This is a genomic window from Hydrogenophaga sp. NH-16 (assembly GCF_004006415.1).
Classification (GTDB): domain Bacteria; phylum Pseudomonadota; class Gammaproteobacteria; order Burkholderiales; family Burkholderiaceae_C; genus Hydrogenophaga; species Hydrogenophaga pseudoflava.
Window position 1 is genome coordinate 2,444,958 of the sequence record NZ_CP029344.1, and the last position, 20,206, is coordinate 2,465,163.

Consider the following 20,206-nt stretch of genomic DNA (forward strand, 5'->3'; position numbering starts at 1 on the left):
CTTCAGCGGAGCCAGGCGTCGTAGCTGGTCTTGAGGATCAGCGCGCTGACCACCACGATGAAGGCCACGCGCACGAAGCCGCTGCCGTGCTTGAGCGCCAGCCGCGTGCCCAGCAGGCTGCCGATCACGTTGGCCGCCGCCAGCGGCAGCACGTAGTGCCACCAGATGTGGCCCTTGAGCGAGAACAGGATCAGCGCCGCGAGGTTGGACGCGGTGTTGAGCAGCTTGGCGCTGGCGCTGGCGTGCAGGAAGTCGTAGCCCAGCCAGCGCACGAACAGGAAGACGAAGAAGCTGCCGGTGCCCGGGCCGAAGAAGCCATCGTAGAAACCGATCAGCAGGCCCAGCGTACAGGCCGCCAGCATCTCGCCGCGCGCCGTGAAGCGCGGCGTGTGGTGACGCCCCAGGTCCTTGCGCATCAGGGTGTAGCCCAGCACCAGCAGCAGGATCAGCGGCAGCGCCTTGCGCAGGAACTCCGGCGAGATCACCGTCACCGTCCAGGCGCCCGCCATGGCCCCGGCAAAACACACGGCCACCGCGGGCAGCAGCGCATGCCAGGGCATCTGCACGCGCTGCGCGTACTGCGCGGCGGCGGCCGCCGTGCCCCAGATCGACGCGCTCTTGTTGACGCCGAACAGCGTGGCCGGGTGGGTGGTGGGAAAGATCGCGAACAGAGTGGGCGTGAGGATCAGGCCACCACCGCCCACGATCGAATCGACGAAGCCGGCGAACAGCGAGGCCAGCGAAACAAGAAAGATCTCCATGCGGCGATTGTCGCCGCCGGTCCGATCAGGCCCGCGGCAACTCGAGCACGAACTCGGCCCCGCCGCCCTCGGCGTTGCGCGCGGTCAGGCTCCCGCCGTGCTGCTCGACGATGCCGTAGCTGATCGACAGGCCCAGACCGGTGCCCTTGCCCACCGGCTTGGTGGTGAAGAAGGGGTCGAAGATGCGCAGCAGGTGCTCGGGCGGGATGCCAGGGCCGTTGTCGCGCACCGTCACCCGCACCGTGGGCGGGTCCGCTTCGCCGGGGCAACCCATCTCCACCCGGACCATGGGCTCGGGCACCGACGACAGCGCGTCGAAGGCGTTCTGCAGCAGGTTCATCATCACCTGCTGCAACTGGCCGGCGCTGCCCAGCACGGTGCAGGCCTGCAGCGGTGCCCAGCGCACCGGCACGGGCACCGCACGGCCCTTCTGCACCCAGTGGATAGCGCGCTCGATCACTTCGACCAGGTTCACCGGCTTGCGCTCCTCCGGGTCCATGGCCGAGAAGCGCTTGAGCCCGTGCACGATGTCGGCGGTGCGCTGCGCGCCTTCGAGCGTGCCGTCGATCAGCGACGGCAGGTCGGCCAGCAGGTGGTCGATGCGCAGCTTCTCGCGCTGCTGCCGCAGCACGGCTTCGGGCTCGTGGGCGTGAAAGGCGGCGATGTAGCTGCGCAGGCGCTGGCTGTACTTGTTGAGCGCATGCACGTTGCCCAGCACGAAGCTGATCGGGTTGTTCAGCTCGTGTGCCACGCCCGCCACCAGCTGGCCCAGCGAGGCCATCTTTTCCGAATGCAGCAGCTGCTGCTGCGTGCGCTTGAGGGCCTCGTGCGCGGCGCGCATCTCGTGGTAAGCGCGTTTGAGCTCGGCCGTCGGCCGCCCGACCCAGACCGTGCCCAGGCGCTTGCCGTTGGCGCCGATGCGCGGCGTGCAGTTCGCATCCACCGGCACCGGCTGGCCCTGGCGGTCCAGCAGGTTGAGCTCGATGCCCTGGCCGCCGTGCGGCGCCTCGCCGCGGTCCATGGCGGCGCGCGCCGCCTGCACGCTGGCCTCATCGGCCAGCAGATCGGCCAGGCCGCTGCCGCGCAGCTGCTCCTCGCGCCGGCCCACCAGCTCGCACAGCGCGGCGTTGGTCTGCTCGATCAGGCCGCGCTCGTCGCAGACGATGAGCACGTCCGACATGGCGCTGAGCACGCTGAAGATGAACTGCTGCGACTGCTCCAGTTCGCTGTTCTTTTTCTCCAGCTCGACCTCGTCGTCGATGAGCCGGGTGTAGACCTCGTCCATCTTCTGGATCACGTCCAGCCAGGTCGTTTCGTCCACCCCCTCCATGGGCGCGGTGGGCAGCGGGCTGGGGGCGCGGGCCTTGCTCATCTCAATGAACAGTACAAACCATGCAGGGGTCGAAGGAGCGGACGATGTGCTGGACCGCCACCGGCGTCTTTTCGCCCTCGCGCACCGGCGCATCCACCAGCGCCTGCTCCAGCGCGCCGGGTGTGCCCTGCGCGTCGCGGGGCGAAAAGTTCCAGCTCGTGGGCGCGACGATCTGGTAATTCGCGAGGCGCCCGCCGCGCACCACCAGCCAGTGGCCCAGCGCGCCGCGCGCGGCCTCGGACAGGCCGACACCGTGGCCTTCGTCGGGCAGCTCGGTCGGCACACAGAAGGCCTCTGTCGGACGGATGGCCTGCAGCCAGTCTTCCATCATCGGCAGCACGCGCGCGAGTTCGAGCACGCGCGCCAGCACGCGCGTGAACACGGTGCCGCCGTGGCGCGCCACCGCATCGCGCAGCAGCGGGTGGCCGCTGGCGAGCTGGCGCGCGATGGCCCCCGTCTCGACCACCTCTCCGCCCAGTCGCGGCGCCTTGTTCCAGGTGTAGGCGCCGGCCTTGTCGGGCTCGGGCCGGGTGAGACCGTGCAGGGGATGCAGCGGTTCGCGCGGCTGCGCCAGCCAGGCGTGCGTGGCGTCTTCGGTGATGGCGTGCGCGTCCACCGGGTCCAGGCGCTGCGCATCGCCGCGCCACAGACCTTGCGCCAGCGCATGGGAGCCATCCGGCTGCACGTAGGCGCCGTAGCTGAGGTAGCGCCCCGGCCCCGGGCCCAGCGTCTGCAGCGACAGGTCCTGCACCAGGGTGAGGAAGAAGCGCAGGTCGCTGCCCAGCGGATCGCGCGCATGCCAGGCCCAGAGCGCGTCTTCGCTGTCCAGCGCGGTGAAGGTTTCGAGCGCGTCGCCGATCAGCTGCCGTTCCAGGAAGCCGCGAAACTCGCGCAGCTTGGCCAGCAGGCGCACGCGCTCGGCCGCGTCGATCGGGCGAGTGGAGCCGCCCGGCTCGACCGACTGCGTGTGCGGCCACTTGCCGCCCAGCGTGCCCAGCAGCGTGAACCAGCGCTGGCGCGCCGCCGTCGCCGCGCGCACCTGTTCCCCCGTGTCGGGCGCGAAGCGGCGCACCGCCTCGGCGTGCCAGGGCCGGTCGGCGTACACCGGGCGCACGAAGTCGGGCATGAAGAACAGGTAGAAGTGGGTCAGGTGGTCGGCCAGGTTCTCGGTCGCCAGGATCAGGTTGGTCGCGTGCTGCCCGTTGGGTGGCATCACGATGCCCCCGAGGTCGGCCAGCGCACGCGCCGACGCGACCGACTGCGAGACCGAGCAGATGCCGCAGATGCGCGGCACGTAGACCAACGCGTCGTGCGGCGCCTTGCCCTGCAGGATCTGCTCGAAGCCGCGGTACATGGTGGCGTTGACGCGCGCCTCGCGCACGCGCCCGCCCTCGATGGTGAGCGCGACTTCGAGATCACCCTCGACGCGGTTGAAGGGGCCGACGAGCAGGCGGGAGCTCATTTGAGACGGGTTCTCCGGATGGCGGGCTTTTCCACCAGGTGGTCCGCGGTGGCGTTGTGTTTCACCCGCTTCGGCGTGGCGCTCTTGGACAGCGAGGCCAGCGCCACGAACCAGGCCTTGGGCATGTCGGTCGGCAGCCCCACCGGGATGCCGGCGATCTTGGGCGTCTGGTGGAAGGGGTGGCCGGGCTCCTGGAAGCCCGGCTCGGTGCAGGCGATGCAGGCGTAGCCGCCGCGGGTGCAGCTGCCCTCGCCGTTCCAGGGCCGGATGTTGCAGTCGGCGTGCACCTGCGTGCCCTTGCAGCCCATGTGCTCCATCATGCAGCCCAGGTCGGACGGCTTCTCGGCGCTGGCCTTGAACTCGTAGTACTCGTTGCGCGTGCAGCCGTGGTGCACCAGCTGGTCGGCGTAGAAGCGCGGGCGAGCCAGCGGATCGAGGTCGTCGGCGTTGAAGGCGTCGGACGCCAGCGCCATCAGCGTGTCGATGACCCAGCTCGGGTGCGTGGGGCAGCCGGCGATGTTGATCACCGGCAGGCCGCTGCCACTGCGGAAATCCGCCCCCAGCAGACCGCCGGGGCGGTCGTCCTCGTACTGCAGGCCGCAGGCGTCGGTGGGGTTGTCACCGCCGGCCGTGACGCCGCCCCAGGCTGCGCAGCTGCCCACCGCCAGCACGTGGCGCGCCTTCGCCGCCAGCTCGCGCACCCAGTGGATCATGGGCAGGCCGGTGCCGGCGAGCATGTGGAAGCGGCCGGTGCCGTTGGGGCCGCGCAGCAGCGAGCCTTCGACGCAGAGCGCGTCCAGCCGCGTGCCCCCGTCCATGACCGACTGCAGCAGCGCCAGCACGTCCTCACCGCTGGCCAGCGAGAGCGAGGGGTGCCAGAGCATGTGGATGCCCGCGTCGCGCAGGTGGCCCTGGAAGTCGGTCGTGTCGGCGCACAGCAGCGACATGCTGCAGCCGCCGCAGCCACCGGATTGCAACCACAGGACGTTCATGCGGGGACCTCTTCCGTAACGAGTTCGCCAGTCAGCCAGCGGCAGACCCAGGCGACGGCCTGGTCCAGGTCCTTCAACGCTTGGACGCTCGGCGCGGCACCCAGTTCAAAAGCGGACGCGCGAATGGCCAGCAGGGTCGAGGCCGGTGGCGCGTGGCCATGCAGGTCCTCGTACACCTGCAGCACCGCCTCGGGCGCGAGCGCATGGCTGCCGATGCCGCCGCCGCGCGCGGCCTGCAGCGGGCGCACGGTGAACGGCTCTGCGAGGTCCAGCGCGGCATCGACGAACAGCACGCGCTCCCGGCCCACCAGGTCCAGCGCGTGCTCCACCTGCAACTGGAAATCGGTCAGCACCTCGACGCGGCCGGCGAGAGAAGCCGCCTCGGCATGGGCCAGCAGGCGTTCGGCCAGCAGCGGCCCGAGCGCGTCGTCGCCGCGGCTGGGGTTGCCCCAGGCCAGCACCAGCAGCGGCGCCACCGGCTCGTTCATTGCGCGCGCTCCATCGGGTGCGGCGTGGCGCCGCGCTGCGTCTCGCCGCTGGACGAGCGCAGCACGTGGTCCAGCACCTCACCTTTCGCATCGCGCAGCGTCACCGACAGCGGCATCTGGCCCAGCGCGTGGGTGGCGCAGGACAGGCAGGGGTCGTAGGCGCGGATGGCGACTTCGAGGTGGTTGAGCAGCGGCTCGGTGATGGTCTGGCCGTCGAGGTACTGCAGCGCGACCGAACGCACCGCTTCGTTCATCGCCTGGTTGTTGTGTGTGGTCGAGACGATCAGGTTGCAGCGCGTCACCAGGTCGTCGTCGCCCACTTCGTATTCGTGGAGCAGCGTGCCTCGTGGCGCCTCGATGATGCCGACGCCGCTGCGCTGGCGATCGCCCGTGGCCTGCAGCGGCCCGCCGAGGATGACCGGGTCGTCCAGCAGCTGCGCAATCACCTCCACGCCGTGCAGCAGCTCGATCATGCGCGCCCAGTGCGTGGCCAGCACCGCGTGCACCGGCCGACCGCCGTGCGCGGCCACAAAGGCCTGACGCCGCGCTTCGGCGCGCGGCGTGGGGATGTGGTCGCAGTTCTGCAGCCGCGCCAGCGGGCCGACGCGGTACCAGCCGGCCTCGGGCCCGAGCGCGCGGCGGTAGGGGAACTTCATGTAGGTCCAGGGCTTGACGGCCTCGTCGATCAGCTCGCGGTAGCGCTGGTCCTCGAAGCCGTCCACCGCGATGCGGCCATCGGCCTCGCGCAAGCGCAGCGCGCCGTCGTACAGCTCCATCGCGCCGCCGGGGCCGATGAGCGACATCATGGCCGCGGGCGTTTCGCCGAAGTGCTCGTAGGCGGGTGGCAGGCCGGTGTGCAGGCGCTGCGCCAGGTCCACCGCCGCCTCGGCCCAGGCCAGCACCTCAGGCAATTGCGCGCGCAGCAGGTCGCGGTCTTCGCGCGCCACCGCGCGGTTCATGCCGCCGGGCACCGAGCCGGTGCCGTGCACCCGCTTGCCCGAGGTGATGCGGATCACCTCCTGGCCGAACTTGCGCAGCATCACGCCCTGGCGCGCGGCCTCGGGGTGGGCCACCGCCACGCCGACGATGTTGCGCTGCGCGACGTCGGCACCAAAGCCGAACAGCAGGTCGGGCGAGGACAGGTGGAAGAAGTGCAGCGCGTGGCTCTGAACGATCTGGCCGTAATGCATCAGCCGGCGGATGCGGTCGGCAGCCTCGGGCACCGGCCAGCCGCCGACCACGCGGTCCAGCGCCTTGGACGCGGCCAGGTGGTGCGAGACCGGGCAGATGCCGCACAGGCGCTGCACCATCACCGGCACCTCCCAGTAGGGCCTGCCGACGATGAACTGCTCGAAGCCGCGGAACTCGACGATGTGCAGGCGCACCTGCTGCAAACGCTGCTGGTCGTCGAGCAGCAGCGTGACCTTGCCATGGCCTTCGACGCGCGAGACCGGGTCGATGACGATGCGGCGCAGGCTCTGCGGATCGGCCGCGGTTTCGAGCGGGCGGGCGGCGTCAGTCATAACGGATCAGGCCTTTTTTCAATGCAGGTTCGCGCCCGGCCATCAGATCCTGCAGCAGCTGCCAGAAGGCATCGGCCGGCGGCGGGCAGCCGGGCAGCGCGTGGTCGATCTGCACGACTTCGTGGATCGGCCGCACGCGGTTGAGCGGCAGCGGCAGCTCGGGGTCGTTGGGCACCTCACCGTAGACCGCCTTCATCATCTCGCCCACGTCCAGGTGGTTGCGCAGCGCCGGCAGGCCACCGGTGATGGCGCAGGCGCCCACGGCCACCAGCACCCGGCACTGGTCGCGGAAGGCGCGCAGCACCTCCACGTTCTCGGCGTTGCACAGGCCGCCTTCGATCAGGCCGATGTCACAGGGGCCGACGGTCTTGATGTCGGTCAGTGGCGAGCGGTCGAATTCCACATGCTCGATCAGCCCGAACAGGCGTTCGTCGATGTCGAGAAAGGACATGTGGCAACCGAAGCAGCCGGCCAGCGAGACCGTGGCCACGCGCCACTTGCGGGGGGTGCTGTCGGTGTTCATCCGCGCGTCTCCGCATCGTCGAAGGTCCGCTGTCCGTAGGGCTGGGCAAAGCCGACGCGCTTGGGCAGCAGCGCGCCCACCGGGCAGATGTGGGCCGCGCGGTCCTCCACCGACAACTGGCTGTCGCCGAGCCGGCCACTCTCACTGTCGATCAGCAGCTTCGCACCGATGCCGTGGCCGCCGATGGCGAACACGCGCTTGCCATCGAGTTCGTCGCTGGCGCGCACGCAGAGCTGGCACAGGATGCAGCGGTTGGGCTCGAACCAGACGTCGGGGTGGCTGGCGTCCACCGGGCGCTCGGGGTGCAGCGGCTCGTAGTGCAGGTCGGTCATGCCGGCGCGTTCGGCCTGGTGCTGCAGCTGGCAGTTGCCGCTTTTTTCGCAGCCGGGGCAGAAGTGGTTGCCCTCGACGAACAGCATCTGCAGCAGGTGCAGGCGCCGCGCCTTCAGGGCTTCGGTGTGGCACTCCACCCGCTGCCCCGCCACCGCGGGCGTGACGCAGGCGGCCACGGGCCGGCCGTCGGCCACCACGGTGCACAGCCGGCACGAAGCGCTGGCCGACACGCCTTCGTGCCAGCACAGGCGCGGCACCTCGTGGCCGGCGCGCTGCGCGGCCTGGAGGATGGTGTCGCCGGGTTGCAGCGGGACGGGCTGGCCGTCGAAGTCGAAGGTGCTGCTCATACCGAATGGTCCGTGGAAAGGTGCGCGCCCGGGTCGGTCCGCCCGGTCGCGCGGCGGGCCGATGAGAGCTCGGCGTCGAGGTCGATCTCGGGCTGGAACTGCGCCGCCATGCTGCGCTGCGCATAAGCCTGGCCGAAGTGGGCCAGGGTATCGCGCAGCGGGTTGCAGGCCGAGACGCCCAGGCCGCAGTGGGTGCCGCTGTGCAGCAGCGCGTCCAGTTCGTGCAGACGCGCGACGTCGAAGGCCGAGCCGCGGCCGGCTCCGCGTTCGTGGGCCAGCTTGTCGAGCCGGCGCACCACCAGCTCGGTGCCGACGCGGCACGGCGTGCACAGGCCGCAGCTTTCGTGGGCGAAGAAGCGCGCGAAGTGCCGCGCTACCTCGAAAAGGTCGCGGGTGTGGTCGAACACCATCAGGGCACCGGCGCTGGGCAGGTCTTCAAACCCGATGACGCGACCGAAGCCGCTGGCCGGCACGCAGCTGCCCGAGGGACCACCCACCTGCACCGCCTGCGGGTCGCGCGCGCCGCAGTCGGCCAGGATCTGCGCCAGCGGCGTGCCCAGCGGATATTCGTAGAGGCCGGGGCGCTCGCAGTCGCCCGAGACCGAATGGATCTTGGTACCGGTGGAGGCCGGTGTGCCGAGCCCGGCCCACCAGGCGCCGCCGCGGCGCGCGATGTGGGCCACCGCCACCAGGGTCTCGACGTTGTTGACCACGGTCGGTCGGCCGAGGTAGCCATGCTGCACCGGGAAGGGCGGGCGGATGCGCGGCGTGCCACGTTGGCCTTCGAGCGATTCGATCAGCGCCGACTCCTCGCCGCAGACGTAGGCGCCCGCGCCGAGGTGGATGGCGATGTCGAAATCGAACCCGGCCACACCACCGGCATTGCGCCCCAGCAGGCCGTTCGCACGGCGGCGCTGCAGCACGGCTTCGAGCTGCGGCAGCAGGAAGCGGTACTCGCCGCGCAGGTAGACCAGACCGGTCTGCGCGCCGATGGCGCGCGCGGCCAGCGTCATGCCGTCGAACAGTTCGTCGGCGTGGCGGCTCAGCAGCACGCGGTCCTTGAAGGTGCCGGGCTCGCCCTCGTCGGCGTTGCAGACCACGCAGCGCTGGCCGTCGGGCGCATCGGCCTCGGCACAGGCGCGCCACTTGCGCGCGGTCGGGAAACCGGCGCCACCGCGGCCACGCAGGCCCGAACGTTCGACCTCGGCCAGCAGTTCGGCGGGTGTGCGGGACAACACGGCGGGCAGCGACGGGGCATCGGCGGGCAGGCCCTGCAGCAGCACGTCGGCGCGCCGGACGTGGTCTTCCACCGCGAACCAGTCGACCGGCCAGTCCTCGGGCGGCACGCCGGCCAGCAGCCGCTCGGCCAGCTGGTCCATGCGCCCGGCGTCCAGCCGCGTCACCACCTGGTGGTGGTTGACCAGCAGGGCCGGCCCCTGGTCGCACAGGCCGGTGCAGGAACAGCGGTCGACGCTGAAGCGGCCCTGCGCATCGACCTGGCCGGGCGCCACGCCCAGGCGCTCGCACAGCCGCTGCATCAGCGCGTCGCTGCCCGCCATGCGGTCGGTGATGTTGTCCGAGAACAGCACGCGCACGCGACCCACGGGCCGCAGGTGGAAGAAGCGGTAGAAGCTGGCCACGCCTTCGACATGGGCCAGGGTCAGGCCCAGCGCGCGCCCGATGTGGGCCAGCAGTTCGCGCGGCAGCCAGTGGGTCTGCGCCTGGGTCTCGCGCAGCACCTGCACCAGCGCGTGCGGGTCGTGGTGCCAGCGCGCCAGCACCGCGTCGGCGACGTGGAAGCTGCCGGGTTGGTCAAAGACGGTCATGGTTTGTCCAGGCCGAAGCGTTGCATCTTGGCCCGCAGGCCCACGCGGGAGAGGCCCAGCTCTGCCGCCGCCTTCGTCTTGTTCCAGCGGTGGCGCAACAGTGTCTCGCGCAGCACCATGGCCTCGATCACGTCCAGGCGCTCGGTCAGGCTGCCGCTGGCCGGCAGGGCCGCGGTGAGATCACCACCGCCGCCGGCCGCACGGCCCTGCAGCACGCGCGGCGAGAACGCCTCGGGCGGCAGCTCGGTGCCCTCGTGCAGCGCCAGCGCGCGGCCGATCTCGTTGCGCAGCTCGCGGATGTTGCCGGGCCAGGGGTAGGCCAGCAGGCAGGCCAGGGTCTCGTCGGTGAGTGCGGCGCCCGGGTGGCCGAGTTCGCCCGCCACGTCCTGCACGATCTGGCGTGCGATGGGCGGGATGTCGGCCACGCGCTCGCGCAGCGGCGGCACCGTGAGCGTCACGGCCGAGAGCCGGTAGTAGAGGTCTTCGCGGAACAGGCCCTCGCGCACCCGCTGTTCGAGGTTGCGGTGGGTGGCGGCGATGATGCGCACGTCCACCGGCACCGGCCGCGCCGCGCCCACGGGCCGCACCTCGCCCTCCTGCAGCACGCGCAGCAGCTTGACCTGGAAGGCCGGCGATGTCTCGCCGATTTCGTCGAGGAAGACGGTGCCGCCGTCGGCGCGTTGGAACAGGCCGGCGTGGTCTTCAAAGGCCCCGGTGAAGGCGCCGCGCTTGTGGCCGAACAGTTCGGATTCGAGCAGGGTGTCGGGGATGGCGGCGCAGTTCTCCACCACGAAGGGGCCGGTCAGCCGCGGGCTGGCGTAGTGGATGGCGCGCGCCAACAGCTCCTTGCCGGTGCCCGACTCGCCCAGCACCAGCACCGGGATGTCGTAGCGCGCCGCGCGTTCGGCCATGCGGCAGAGCAGGTCCAGCGGGCTGCCCGGCGCGCGCACGATGCGCTCGAACCCGAAATGGCTCTTGGCCTGCGCCATCTGGCTCGCGGTGCGCTGGCGCAGCACGCGGGTGCTGGTGCGCAGCTCCAGGTCGAGCCGGCTGGTCTGCTGCTGCAGCACCTGGGCCTCCACCGCGTTGCGCACCGCGTCGAGCAGGTGGTCGGGCGACCAGGGCTTGAGGATGTACTGGTAGATGCCGGCCTCGTTGATGCCGGCGATGATGTCTTCGCTGTCGGTGTAGCCCGAGAGGACGATGCGCACGATGTCGGGCCACTGCTCGCGCACTTCCTTGAGGAAGTTCACGCCGGTCATGCCGGGCATGCGCTGGTCGCACAGGATCACGCTGACCGGCTGGCGCTGCAGCAGGCCGCGCGCCTCGTCGGCGCTGCTGGCGGTGAACACGGTGAAGTCCTCGTCCAGCGTGCGGCGCAGCGCGTCCTGCGAACGCACCTCGTCGTCGACCACCAGAACGGTGGGCAAGAGGTCGTGGAACGGGGGTGGGGTCATCGGTGGGTGGCGAGGTGGCGCGGTGTCCAGGCGTGCGGCAGCTTGTGCACGAAGTGGTGCCGGGCCACGTGGTAGCTCGGGTCGAAGCCGTAGAAGTTGCGGTGCATGCGCGCCAGTTCCTGTTCGCGGTAGCGGGCCAGCGGGCAGTGCACCTCGTCGGCGGCGCGCCGGGCCTGTTTGGCCGCCACCTGTTCGCGATGATTGTAGGAGCCGGCCAGCGCCAGCGCGCGTTGAATGGCGCGGTTTTCATAGCCCTCGCGCGGGCCTTCGTCGCAGGCGTCGATGAGGCCGATGCGCAACGCGTCGGCGGCGCGCAGCGGCAGGCGGCCCGCCATCAGCTCGCGCGCGCCGGCCTCGCCCAGGCGGCGCGGCAGCAGGTAGGTCCAGTACTCCGAGCCGTAGAGGTTGCCCATGTTCTTGTAGTGCGGGTTGAGCACCACGCCCTCGTGCGCCCAGACCTGGTCGGCCGCGAGTGCGAGGAACACGCCACCCGCGCCCGCGTTGCCGCGCATCACGCTGACCGTGAGGCGGTCGGTGGTCTCCAGCACGGCCAGCGCCACGTCGTCCATGGCCTGGATGTTGCGCCAGGATTCGTCGGCCGCGCTGTCGCCAGGGCGGTGCGCGGCGGCCTCGATGCGGTTGAGGTCGATGCCGTTGCTGAAGAAGCCCTCGCCGCCCATCAGCAGCAGCACCTGCGTCGGGCGCTCGCGCACATCCAGCAGGGCCGCGCGCAGGCGCTCGCAGCGCTCGGTGCCCATGGCGCCGTTGCAGAAGTCGAAGCTCAGGCAGCCCACGCGCGCGCCCTCGGGGCCGTGCTCGGTGTAGCGCAGCTCGGCCCATTCGTCGTCGGGCCGCACCAGCGGCGCGGGGCGCTGCGGCAGCGCCGCCGCTTCGGTGGCGAACAGCTCGGCCGCCGCCTGTTTGAAATGGCCCTGGCCCGGCGCGGTGCCGGGCGGGTCGGCGAGCCGGGCCTGGCCGATCCACACGCCGCCATCCACCGTGCGGCGCAGCAGCGCGCCGTCGCGCACCGCCAGCAGATCGCCGGGTGCGCGGCCGGCGAATTCGGCCAGGGTCGCGGCGCTGGCGGCGTGGGCATCGCCGAGGTAACAGGCCTGGCCCCAGAGCGCGTCCAGCACGCCGGGCTGGCCGTCCGCGCAGCGCAGCTTCGCCAGCACGGTCGCGGTATCGTCGCGCGACCAATCCACCGCTCGGTCGGCTTGCTTCATCAAGGGCTTCCAGCCACGCCCCCACGCTCCGCCGCTGCGCGGGTCGCTGCCCCCCGAGGGGGCTGATTCGCCTTGGGGCGGCCCGGCGGCGAATCGTTCTGCGGGCGCCTCACGCTCGCCGCCCGCGAAGCGATCCACCGCGGCCAGCGTGGCCTGCAGCGCGGCGCGCGTGACCTCGCGCCGGTACAGGCTGCCCTTGGTGGCCGGGCGCATGTCGAACGACGCGTGGGCCCAGACCGGGCCGGCGTCGAACTCACCGTCGGCCTGCAGCACGGTCACGCCCCAGTGCGGCTGGCGGTCGCGCACCGCCCAGTCCAGCGCGCTCGGCCCCTGGTCGCCGGGCGGGCCGGGGTGCACCACGAAACAGGGCACGCGCTGCCAGACCGAGGCCGGGATGCGGCGCTTGAGGAACGGCGCCAGCACCAGGTCGGGCTGGGCCATCGCCACGGCCTCCTCGGTCACGCTGTCGGCGATGTCCAGCTCGACACTGAGCTGGTGGCCGCGCGCGCGCAGCTCGGCGTACAGGCGCTGGCTGAGGCTGTTGAAGCTGTGGCAGAGCAGCAGGATGCGCAGGGACATGGTGTGGTGGTGCGTGTGTTCAGCGGCGCAGGGCGTCGATCTCGCGCTCGGCCTGCTTGCGTCCCATGTAAATGGCCAGCTTGGCCTGGATGCCGTCCAGCGACGCGAGGTACTGCGCGATGCTGCGCGCGGCCAGCAGGTCCTGCGCCACGGTGGGCGTGTCGGGGCCGAAGTGCGGCTGCAAGGTCTGCCAGGCGCGGCGCTGCAGGGCCAGCAGGCGCTGCGGGTCGTCCGCTTCGACCACGGGGGCGGGCGACGGATCAGTTGATGGGACGGGTGCCGCCGCGGCAGGTGGTGGTGATGGAGCGACCCTGGGCGCTGCAGGCACCGGCTCGATCAGGCGCAATGACAGCAGCGTGTCCAGGTGCCCGCGCACATCGCCCAACCCCTTGGCCAGCAGGGCCTGCACACTGTCCACGCCGTTCACCAGGATCAGCAGCTGCCGCGTGGCCGGCGCCAGCCCGGCCTGCCGCTGCGCGATCTCGGCCTTGCCGCTTTCGGTCTTGCGAAACACCAGACTCGACATCCCACGTCTCCTCGTCTCTTGTTTTCATCAGACCCCGCCCCGAGCGAGGTGCCCCTTCGAGGGGCACCGAGGAACCGGCTCCGCCGGGCCTCAGGTGCCGTCCCCCTGCCCAGCGCCGAAGGCGCGCCAGAGCGGGGGGAAGCCGCGCAGCGGCGCAGGGGGGTGTCAACAAATCCTCGGCAGCTGCTCCCCACTCAGCCAGTCCACCACCCGCCGCCCGCCGAAGCGCGTGGCCATCTGCACGAAGTGGTGCGGGTCGGTGGTGACCTCGCCGATGCGGGCCGCGTCCTGCCCCAGCGGGTGGGCGCGCATGGCGGCCAGCACGGCCTCGGCCGCCTCGGGCGCGACCACTGCGATCAGCTTGCCCTCGTTGGCCACGTAGAGCGGGTCCAGGCCCAGCAGCTCGCAGGCGGCGTCCACCTGCGGCTTGACCGGGATGGCGGCCTCCTGCAGCAGCATGCCCACGCCCGACTGGCGCGCGACCTCGTTGAGCGTGGTCGCCAGGCCACCGCGCGTCGGGTCGCGCAGCACGCGCACCGCGCCCGGCGCGGCCGCGAGCATGGCGGCCACCAGGGTGTGCAGCGCAGCGGTGTCGCTTTCGATCGTGGTCTCGAAGGCCAGCGACTCGCGCTGCGAGAGCACGGCCACGCCGTGGTCGCCGATGCTGCCCGAGACCAGCACCACGTCGCCCGGCCGGGCGTTGCGGCCGCTGATGGACACGCCCGGCGGCAGCACGCCGACGCCGGTGGTGCTGATGAACACGCCGTCGCCCTTGCCCTGCTCCACCACCTTGGTGTCGCCGGTGACCACCGGCACGCCGGCCTCGCGAGATGCCGCGGCCATGGACTTCACGATGCGCTGCAGGTCGATCAGCGGGAAGCCTTCTTCGATGATGAAGCTGGCGCTCAGGTACAGCGGCCGCGCGCCCGACATGGCCACGTCGTTGACCGTGCCGTGCACCGACAGGCAGCCGATGTCACCACCGGGGAAGAACAGCGGCGAGATCACGTGGCCGTCGGTCGCCATTACCAGCCGCCCCTCGACGGGGTCGAAGGCCGGCAGCGCCAGCACCGCGCCGTCGTCGCCCTGGCGCAGGAACTCATTGTCAAAAGCGGCCAGGAACAGCTCCTCGATCAGCTGCGCTGCGGCCTTGCCGCCCGCGCCGTGGCCCATGTCGATGCGGCCGTGTTTGATGTCCAGCGGGCGGATGTAGTTTTTCTTCACGGGCTTGGGGGCGGGCGCCTCGCCGGCGCCGGCCTGGTCGTGTTCGGTTCTCATGGCGTGGTCTCCTCAACGGGTGCCGGCACGATGGGGATGTCGCGGAAGCGCCCGTAGGTGTAGTGCGCGGCACAGGCGCCTTCGCTGGACACCATGCAGGAGCCGACCGGGTTCTCGGGCGTGCAGACGGTGCCGAAGATCTTGCAGTCGGTCGGCCGCTTCACGCCACGCAGGATGGCGCCGCACTCGCAGGCCTTGTTGTCGGGCACCGACTGGTAGGCCAGGTCGAAGCGGCGCTCGGCGTCGAAGGCCGCGAAGGCCTCGCGGATCTTGAGCGCGCTGTAGGGCACCTCGCCCAGGCCGCGCCACTCAAAGCTGGGCCGCAGCTCGAACACCTCGGACACCAGGGCCTGCGCGCGCAGGTTGCCCTCGGGCGTGACGGCGCGGGTGAATTCGTTTTCCACATGGGCGGCGCCGCGGTTGACCTGGCGCACCAGCATCAGGATGGCCTGCATCACATCCAGCGGTTCGAAGCCGGCGATGACCACCGGCTTGCGGTACTCCTCGGCGAAATGGTCGTAGGGCGCGGAGCCGATCACGATGCTGACGTGGGCGGGGCCGACGAAGCCGTCGATGGGCACGGTGCCGAACTGGCGCACCTCGGGCGATTCGAGGATGTGGGTGATGGCCGAGGGCGTGAGCACGTGGCAGCACAGGACGCTGAAGTTGCTCAGGCCTTCGCGCTGCGCGTCGCGGATGGCCAGTGCCGTGGGCGGCGTGGTGGTCTCGAAGCCGATGGCGAAGAACACCACCTCGCGCTGCGGGTTCGCGCGGGCGATGGCCAGCGCGTCGGCGGCCGAATAGACCATGCGGATGTCACCGCCGCGCGCCTTGGCCTTGATCAGCGAGAGGCTGTCGCTGGCCGGCACGCGCATGGTGTCGCCGTAGGTGCAGACGATGGCGTCGCGCTCCAGCGCCAGGCGGATCGCCAGGTCGATGCGGCCAATGGGCAGCACACACACCGGGCAGCCCGGGCCGTGGACCATGCGCACGTTGGACGGCAGCAACTCCAGCACGCCGTAGCGGCTGATGGCGTGGGTGTGGCCGCCGCAGAACTCCATGAAGCTGTACGACCGCTGCGGGTCGGCCTCTGCGCGGATGCGTGCGCCGATCTGCTGGGCCAGTTCGCCATCGCGGAACTCGTCGATGTATTTCACGACTGCACCTCCGCGCCGGTCATGGCCTGCATCTCGGCGAACAAGGCGAGGGTCTTCTCCGCTTCCTCCGGGTCGATCATGCCGATGGCGTGGCCCACGTGCACGATCACGTAGTCGCCGACCTCGGCCTCGGGCACCAGGGCGATGGAAATGGGCTTGCGGATGCCGCCCAGGTCGACCACCGCCTGGTCGTGGTCGCGCTTCTCGACGAGGCGCGCGGGAATGGCTAGGCACATGGGGTGCTCTCCTCAACGGGGAATGTTGTCTGTGATGTCTGAAGCTGCTGCGCCGCCACCCAGGCCTGGCCGATGGCCAGCCCGGCGTCGCCACAGCCCTTGTCGCCGGGCTGGCACACCCGCAGGCCGGCGGCCTGCAGGCGCTGCACCGTGCGCTCGCGCAGGATGCGGTTGAAGAAGCAGCCACCGCCCAGGGCGGCGGTGCGGGCGCCGCGCCCGCGCGCGGCAGTGATCAGTGCCTCGGCCAACGCGTCGGCCAAGGCCAGGTGGAAGCCCGCGGCGGCCGCGTCGGCATCGGGTGCGTCGAACAGTTGCGCCAGCACGGCGCGCAGGTCGATGCGGCCGTCGTCGTGGCGCACCGCACCGGCCAGCGGCGGCAGATCGGGCAGCGCCGAGATGGCGCGGGTCGCGGCCTGCTCCAGCGCGATGGCCGCCTGGGCTTCGTCCTGCTGGTGGTGACACAGGCCGAGCGCACCCGCGACGGCGTCGAACCAGCGGCCGGCGCTGCTGGTCAGCGGGCAGTTCAGGTGCTTGTCCAGCATCTGGCGCACGCCCGCCGCCACGGCCTCGCCCACCACCGGTGCGAAGCGCGGCACGATCTCGTCGGCACGGCCCAGCGCATGCAGCGCGCTCGCGGCCATGCGCCAGGGCTCGCGCGCCGCCCGGTCGCCGCCAGGCAGCGCCAGCGGCTGCAAATGGCCCAGGCGCTGCCAGCGCGGCCCGTCGAGCCACAGCAGTTCGCCGCCCCAGGGCATGCCGTCCGTTCCCAGGCCGACACCATCCAGCGCGAGCCCGACCACCTGGCCTTCGATGCCGTGTTCGGCGACCACCGCCGCGAGGTGCGCGTGGTGATGCTGCACGCCGATGGCCGGCACGCCCAGCGCATCGGCGGTGGCGATGGCCAGCTGGGTGCTGAAGAAGTCGGGGTGCAGGTCGTGTGCGATGGCCTGCACCGGCGCACCGGCGGCTTCCGCCTGCCGCGCCAGCGCCTGCACCGAGCGCTCCAGCGCGTCGCAGGCCGCCGGGTCGCTGAGGTCGCCATGCACCGGCGACCAGTGCGCGCGGCCGTCCAGCACGAGGCAGGCCGCGTTCTTGAGCCAGGCGCCGACGGCGAGCACGGAGGTGGACATGGCGCCAGTCCGTCAGTTGGCCGACAAGGCAGCTTTGGCGCGGGCCAGTTCGGCCTCCAGCTGCTGCACGCGCTGACGCAGCGCAGCTTCGGCATCCGGAGCTTCGTGGTGGTGATGGTCATGACCCATGGCGTGCTCCAGCCAGTGCAGCCAGGCGTCCATGCCCTCGCCGGTGGTGGCGGACAGCTGGATCACCTCGATGGCCGGGTTCACGCGCCGCGCCAGGTCGATGCAGCGCGCGACGTCGAACTTCACGTGCGGCAGCAGGTCGGTCTTGTTCAGGATCATCAGCTGCGAGGCCGCGAACATGTCGGGGTACTTCAGCGGCTTGTCCTCGCCCTCGGTCACCGAGAGGATGGCCACCTTGGCGGCCTCGCCCAGGTCCCACACGGCGGGGCAGACCAGGTTGCCCACGTTCTCGATGAACAGCAGGCTGTGGTCGTCGCCGTGGTGGTGGTGGTGATGCCCGTGATCGTGACCGTGGGTGTGGTCGTGCGAGTGGTGGTGTGTGTGCAGCTGCGCAAACGCCTCGGCCACCATGGGCGCGTCGAGGTGGCAGCCCTTGCCGGTGTTGACCTGGATCGCGGGCGCGCCGGTGGCGCGGATGCGGTCGGCGTCGAAGCTGGTCTGCTGGTCGCCCTCGATCACGGCCACGTGCAGGCCGGGCTTGCGCGCCTTGAGCGCCTCGATGGTGGCGCACAGCAGCGTGGTCTTGCCCGAACCGGGGCTGGAGACGAAGTTGAGCGCGGTCACACCGTGCGATTCAAAATGCGCCCGGTTCTGCTGGGCCACACGGTTGTTGGCGCCCAGGATATCGGTCTCCAGCTTGATGGCCCGTTCCTGGCTCATTCCCGGCACCGACACGCGGGCCGCACCGGCGCCGAAGTGCAAGTCGCCGTTGGCCGGGTTGACCGTGATCACGCCGGGTTCGCTGCCCGCGTTCTGTTGCACATGCCGGGCATGGGCCGGGCTGTTGTCACTGCATCCGCACACGACACACATGGTCGGTCTCCTTCAACGTTGCTTCAATCATCACTCACGCGCATGTCCACCACGCGCAATTCCATGCCGCCCGTGGGCTGCAGCTGGTAACCGCCGCAGGCCGGGCAGGCGTCGCCGCGCTGGGCGATGGCCACGGTCTGCGCGCAGGCCATGCACCAGGCCTGGCCGGGCGGTTCGTCGATCTCGATGCTCGCGCCCTCCAGCAGGGTGCCGGGCGCCAGGCTCTCCAGCGCAAAACGCAGCGCACGGATGTCCACACCGGCCAGCTGCCCGGCTTCCAGCCGCAGCTCCAGCAGGCGCGCAAAGCCTTCGCGCCGCGCCGTGTCTTCCACCAGCTGCAGCACGCCGCCAGCCAGACTCGCTTCATGCATGGGCCACTTCCCCTTCCACCGCTGGCGCGGCGTCCACTTCAAACGGCACGCAGGGGTCGAACGCCGCCATCAGCAGGTTCAGCTGGCGCGTGCGCAGCGCGGGCGGCAGGGTGTTGTCCAGCGCGGCGATGCGGCGCGCCACCTCGCCGGCCGGGTGGAAGTTCCACTCGGTCGGCGCCAGCACGCGGCAGGCGCGCACCACCGGCACATCGGGCTCCAGCTCCACCTGGTGCACCAGCAGGCCGCGCGCCATCTCGACCCAGGCCAGGCCCTGGCCGTCGGCCGTGTGCAGCGCGCCATGGCGCAGCCAGCCGGCGCCCTGCCCCGGCGCGTCCGGCAGGCACAGCCGCACCAGTTCGGCCAGGCGGCTGCCCAGCAGGGCCCAGGGCGTGAGCGGCAGGCCGTCGTCGGCGCTGTGCAGGCGCGCCCAGGGGCCGGTGTGGGCGCAGGCGCCGTGCCACAGCGGCTGCATGGCAAATCCCGGCTTGAGCGCCAGCGCCGCGGCCAGCGTGCGCAGCTGGTCGTCCTGGCCGTGCACCCGCAGAGCCCGTTCCATGTCGAGCGCGCGCCCGCTGTCGGCCTCGCGCGCGCCGCGCACCAGTGCCGGCAGCCAGCCGCCGTGGCGCGTGCCCCAGTCGAGCAGCCAGTCGGCGCCGCAGGCCTGCCAGGCGCGCAGCCAGGTGGTGGCCGGCATGTGCAGGCACTCGCGCTGCAGCCAGTCCAGCGCCTGCGGCCAGGGCTCGTCGCCGTTGGCCGCCGGCCGCAGCAGCGGGCAGGTTTGAAGCGCTTGCAGCGCGGCACCCTGGGAATGGCCGTCGGCGGGGCCGAGCAGGCGCGGCCAGTCCAGGCCGATGCGGCGCACATGCTCCTGCGCGGTCTCGTGGCGCAGGCGCTGCGCGGCGCCGCCGGGCATCGCCATGGCGCCAGGCCGCGCCGCCGCAATCGCGAGCTGGGCGCAGAGCCGGTGCGCGTGGCTGCAGAGGTTGAACAGGCCGGCCAGCAGGCCCGGCAGCGCGGTGACCGGCTGGCCCTGGCCGAGCCGCCCGGCCCAGTCGCGCCGGCTGCTGTGCAGCGCCTGCGCCAGCGGCGCGCCGGGGCGCACGCGCAGGCGGCCAGCCAGATCAGGACCGGTGTTCATGCCACGGCTCCCGGCGCGCCGCGGCGGCCGGTGAAGAAGGTGCGGCGCGCGGGCACCGGCTCGGCGGCGGGCACGGGTGCGGGCGCTGGCCGCAGCAAAGCCAGCGAGGCCTCGGCTGTTTCGACGGCCTGCGCCTGCGTGGCGAAGCCGCCCATGGGCGAGAACAGCGCGCAGGTCTCGTGGTAGCCCACGGCCGGGTCGTGCGCGCCGATGAACTCGAAGCGCTCGCTGCCAAAGCCGTGCACCGCCTTGCGCGCGACGCGGCCGCCGTGGCCTTCCACCGCCCGCGGCAGGCGCACCAGGCTCATGAACCAGGGCGTGATCAGCACGCCCTCGGCCACGGTCTGCTCGTCGTCGCCCCACCGGAAGCCGACGGCCTCGACGGACAGCGCCGGATTGAGGATGGGCACGCCCTGCATGCGCTCGGTCTGCACGAGGCGGTAGAACTGCACCAGGGCGGACACGCGGTGTTCCATGGC

General features: G+C 71.5%; 20 protein-coding genes. All 20 read right to left on the bottom strand.

Annotated elements, in window-relative coordinates; all coding sequences use genetic code 11:
- Positions 1 to 2 precede the first annotated feature (2 nt).
- Positions 3 to 761, bottom strand: coding sequence for a TSUP family transporter (locus tag DD542_RS11865; RefSeq protein ID WP_066159918.1), 759 nt, complete (start codon positions 759 to 761; stop codon positions 3 to 5).
- 25 nt (positions 762 to 786) lie between these two features.
- On the bottom strand, positions 787 to 2,133 hold the full coding sequence (locus DD542_RS11870) for an ATP-binding protein (RefSeq protein ID WP_127805810.1): 1,347 nt from the start codon (positions 2,131 to 2,133) through the stop codon (positions 787 to 789).
- A gap of 1 nt (position 2,134) precedes the next feature.
- A complete protein-coding gene (locus DD542_RS11875; protein WP_127805811.1) occupies positions 2,135 to 3,595 on the bottom strand; it encodes a nickel-dependent hydrogenase large subunit in 1,461 nt (486 codons plus the stop codon).
- Positions 3,592 to 4,587, bottom strand: a complete 996-nt coding sequence (locus tag DD542_RS11880) for a HupU protein (protein ID WP_127805812.1) — start codon at positions 4,585 to 4,587, stop codon at positions 3,592 to 3,594. Before DD542_RS11880 ends, DD542_RS11875 begins: the two co-directional genes overlap by 4 nt.
- Entirely contained in the window at positions 4,584 to 5,075 is a 492-nt protein-coding gene (locus DD542_RS11885; RefSeq protein ID WP_127805813.1) for a hydrogenase maturation protease, read from the bottom strand. Before DD542_RS11885 ends, DD542_RS11880 begins: the two co-directional genes overlap by 4 nt.
- Positions 5,072 to 6,598 carry a Ni/Fe hydrogenase subunit alpha gene (locus DD542_RS11890; RefSeq protein ID WP_127805814.1) on the bottom strand — a complete coding sequence of 509 codons (1,527 nt, stop codon included), beginning with the start codon at positions 6,596 to 6,598 and terminating at the stop codon, positions 5,072 to 5,074. The genes DD542_RS11885 and DD542_RS11890 overlap by 4 nt, the downstream gene beginning before the upstream one ends.
- Entirely contained in the window at positions 6,591 to 7,121 is a 531-nt protein-coding gene (locus tag DD542_RS11895; RefSeq protein WP_127805815.1) for an NADP oxidoreductase, read from the bottom strand. The genes DD542_RS11890 and DD542_RS11895 overlap by 8 nt, the downstream gene beginning before the upstream one ends.
- Complete coding sequence (locus tag DD542_RS11900; RefSeq protein WP_127805816.1) at positions 7,118 to 7,801, bottom strand: 2Fe-2S iron-sulfur cluster-binding protein; 684 nt, start codon at positions 7,799 to 7,801, stop codon at positions 7,118 to 7,120. The genes DD542_RS11895 and DD542_RS11900 overlap by 4 nt, the downstream gene beginning before the upstream one ends.
- Positions 7,798 to 9,627, bottom strand: coding sequence for an NAD(P)H-dependent oxidoreductase subunit E (locus DD542_RS11905; protein ID WP_127805817.1), 1,830 nt, complete (start codon positions 9,625 to 9,627; stop codon positions 7,798 to 7,800). Before DD542_RS11905 ends, DD542_RS11900 begins: the two co-directional genes overlap by 4 nt.
- Positions 9,624 to 11,084 (bottom strand): sigma-54 dependent transcriptional regulator, encoded by a 1,461-nt coding sequence (locus DD542_RS11910; protein WP_127805818.1) that lies wholly within the window; start codon positions 11,082 to 11,084, stop codon positions 9,624 to 9,626. The genes DD542_RS11905 and DD542_RS11910 overlap by 4 nt, the downstream gene beginning before the upstream one ends.
- Entirely contained in the window at positions 11,081 to 12,889 is a 1,809-nt protein-coding gene (locus tag DD542_RS11915; RefSeq protein ID WP_127805819.1) for an enoyl-CoA hydratase-related protein, read from the bottom strand. The genes DD542_RS11910 and DD542_RS11915 overlap by 4 nt, the downstream gene beginning before the upstream one ends.
- A gap of 19 nt (positions 12,890 to 12,908) precedes the next feature.
- On the bottom strand, positions 12,909 to 13,415 hold the full coding sequence (locus tag DD542_RS11920) for a hypothetical protein (protein WP_066159887.1): 507 nt from the start codon (positions 13,413 to 13,415) through the stop codon (positions 12,909 to 12,911).
- 165 nt (positions 13,416 to 13,580) lie between these two features.
- Positions 13,581 to 14,693 (bottom strand): hydrogenase expression/formation protein HypE, encoded by a 1,113-nt coding sequence (hypE, locus tag DD542_RS11925; RefSeq protein ID WP_277750648.1) that lies wholly within the window; start codon positions 14,691 to 14,693, stop codon positions 13,581 to 13,583.
- The gene (gene hypD / locus DD542_RS11930) at positions 14,690 to 15,850 is read right to left on the bottom strand and encodes a hydrogenase formation protein HypD (RefSeq protein ID WP_127805820.1); all 1,161 of its coding nucleotides are present in this window, start codon (positions 15,848 to 15,850) and stop codon (positions 14,690 to 14,692) included. Before hypD ends, hypE begins: the two co-directional genes overlap by 4 nt.
- A complete protein-coding gene (locus DD542_RS11935; protein WP_079366475.1) occupies positions 15,847 to 16,086 on the bottom strand; it encodes a HypC/HybG/HupF family hydrogenase formation chaperone in 240 nt (79 codons plus the stop codon). Before DD542_RS11935 ends, hypD begins: the two co-directional genes overlap by 4 nt.
- A complete protein-coding gene (locus tag DD542_RS11940) occupies positions 16,077 to 17,216 on the bottom strand; it encodes a carbamoyltransferase HypF (protein ID WP_127805821.1) in 1,140 nt (379 codons plus the stop codon). The genes DD542_RS11935 and DD542_RS11940 overlap by 10 nt, the downstream gene beginning before the upstream one ends.
- Before the next feature lie 12 nt (positions 17,217 to 17,228).
- Positions 17,229 to 18,218 (bottom strand): hydrogenase nickel incorporation protein HypB, encoded by a 990-nt coding sequence (gene hypB / locus DD542_RS11945; protein WP_127805822.1) that lies wholly within the window; start codon positions 18,216 to 18,218, stop codon positions 17,229 to 17,231.
- A 23-nt stretch (positions 18,219 to 18,241) separates the two neighbouring features.
- Positions 18,242 to 18,589, bottom strand: a complete 348-nt coding sequence (locus DD542_RS11950) for a hydrogenase maturation nickel metallochaperone HypA (protein WP_127805823.1) — start codon at positions 18,587 to 18,589, stop codon at positions 18,242 to 18,244.
- Complete coding sequence (locus DD542_RS11955) at positions 18,582 to 19,727, bottom strand: hydrogenase formation protein (RefSeq protein ID WP_127805824.1); 1,146 nt, start codon at positions 19,725 to 19,727, stop codon at positions 18,582 to 18,584. Before DD542_RS11955 ends, DD542_RS11950 begins: the two co-directional genes overlap by 8 nt.
- Complete coding sequence (gene hybE, locus DD542_RS11960; RefSeq protein WP_127805825.1) at positions 19,724 to 20,203, bottom strand: [NiFe]-hydrogenase assembly chaperone HybE; 480 nt, start codon at positions 20,201 to 20,203, stop codon at positions 19,724 to 19,726. The genes DD542_RS11955 and hybE overlap by 4 nt, the downstream gene beginning before the upstream one ends.
- Positions 20,204 to 20,206 lie beyond the last annotated feature (3 nt).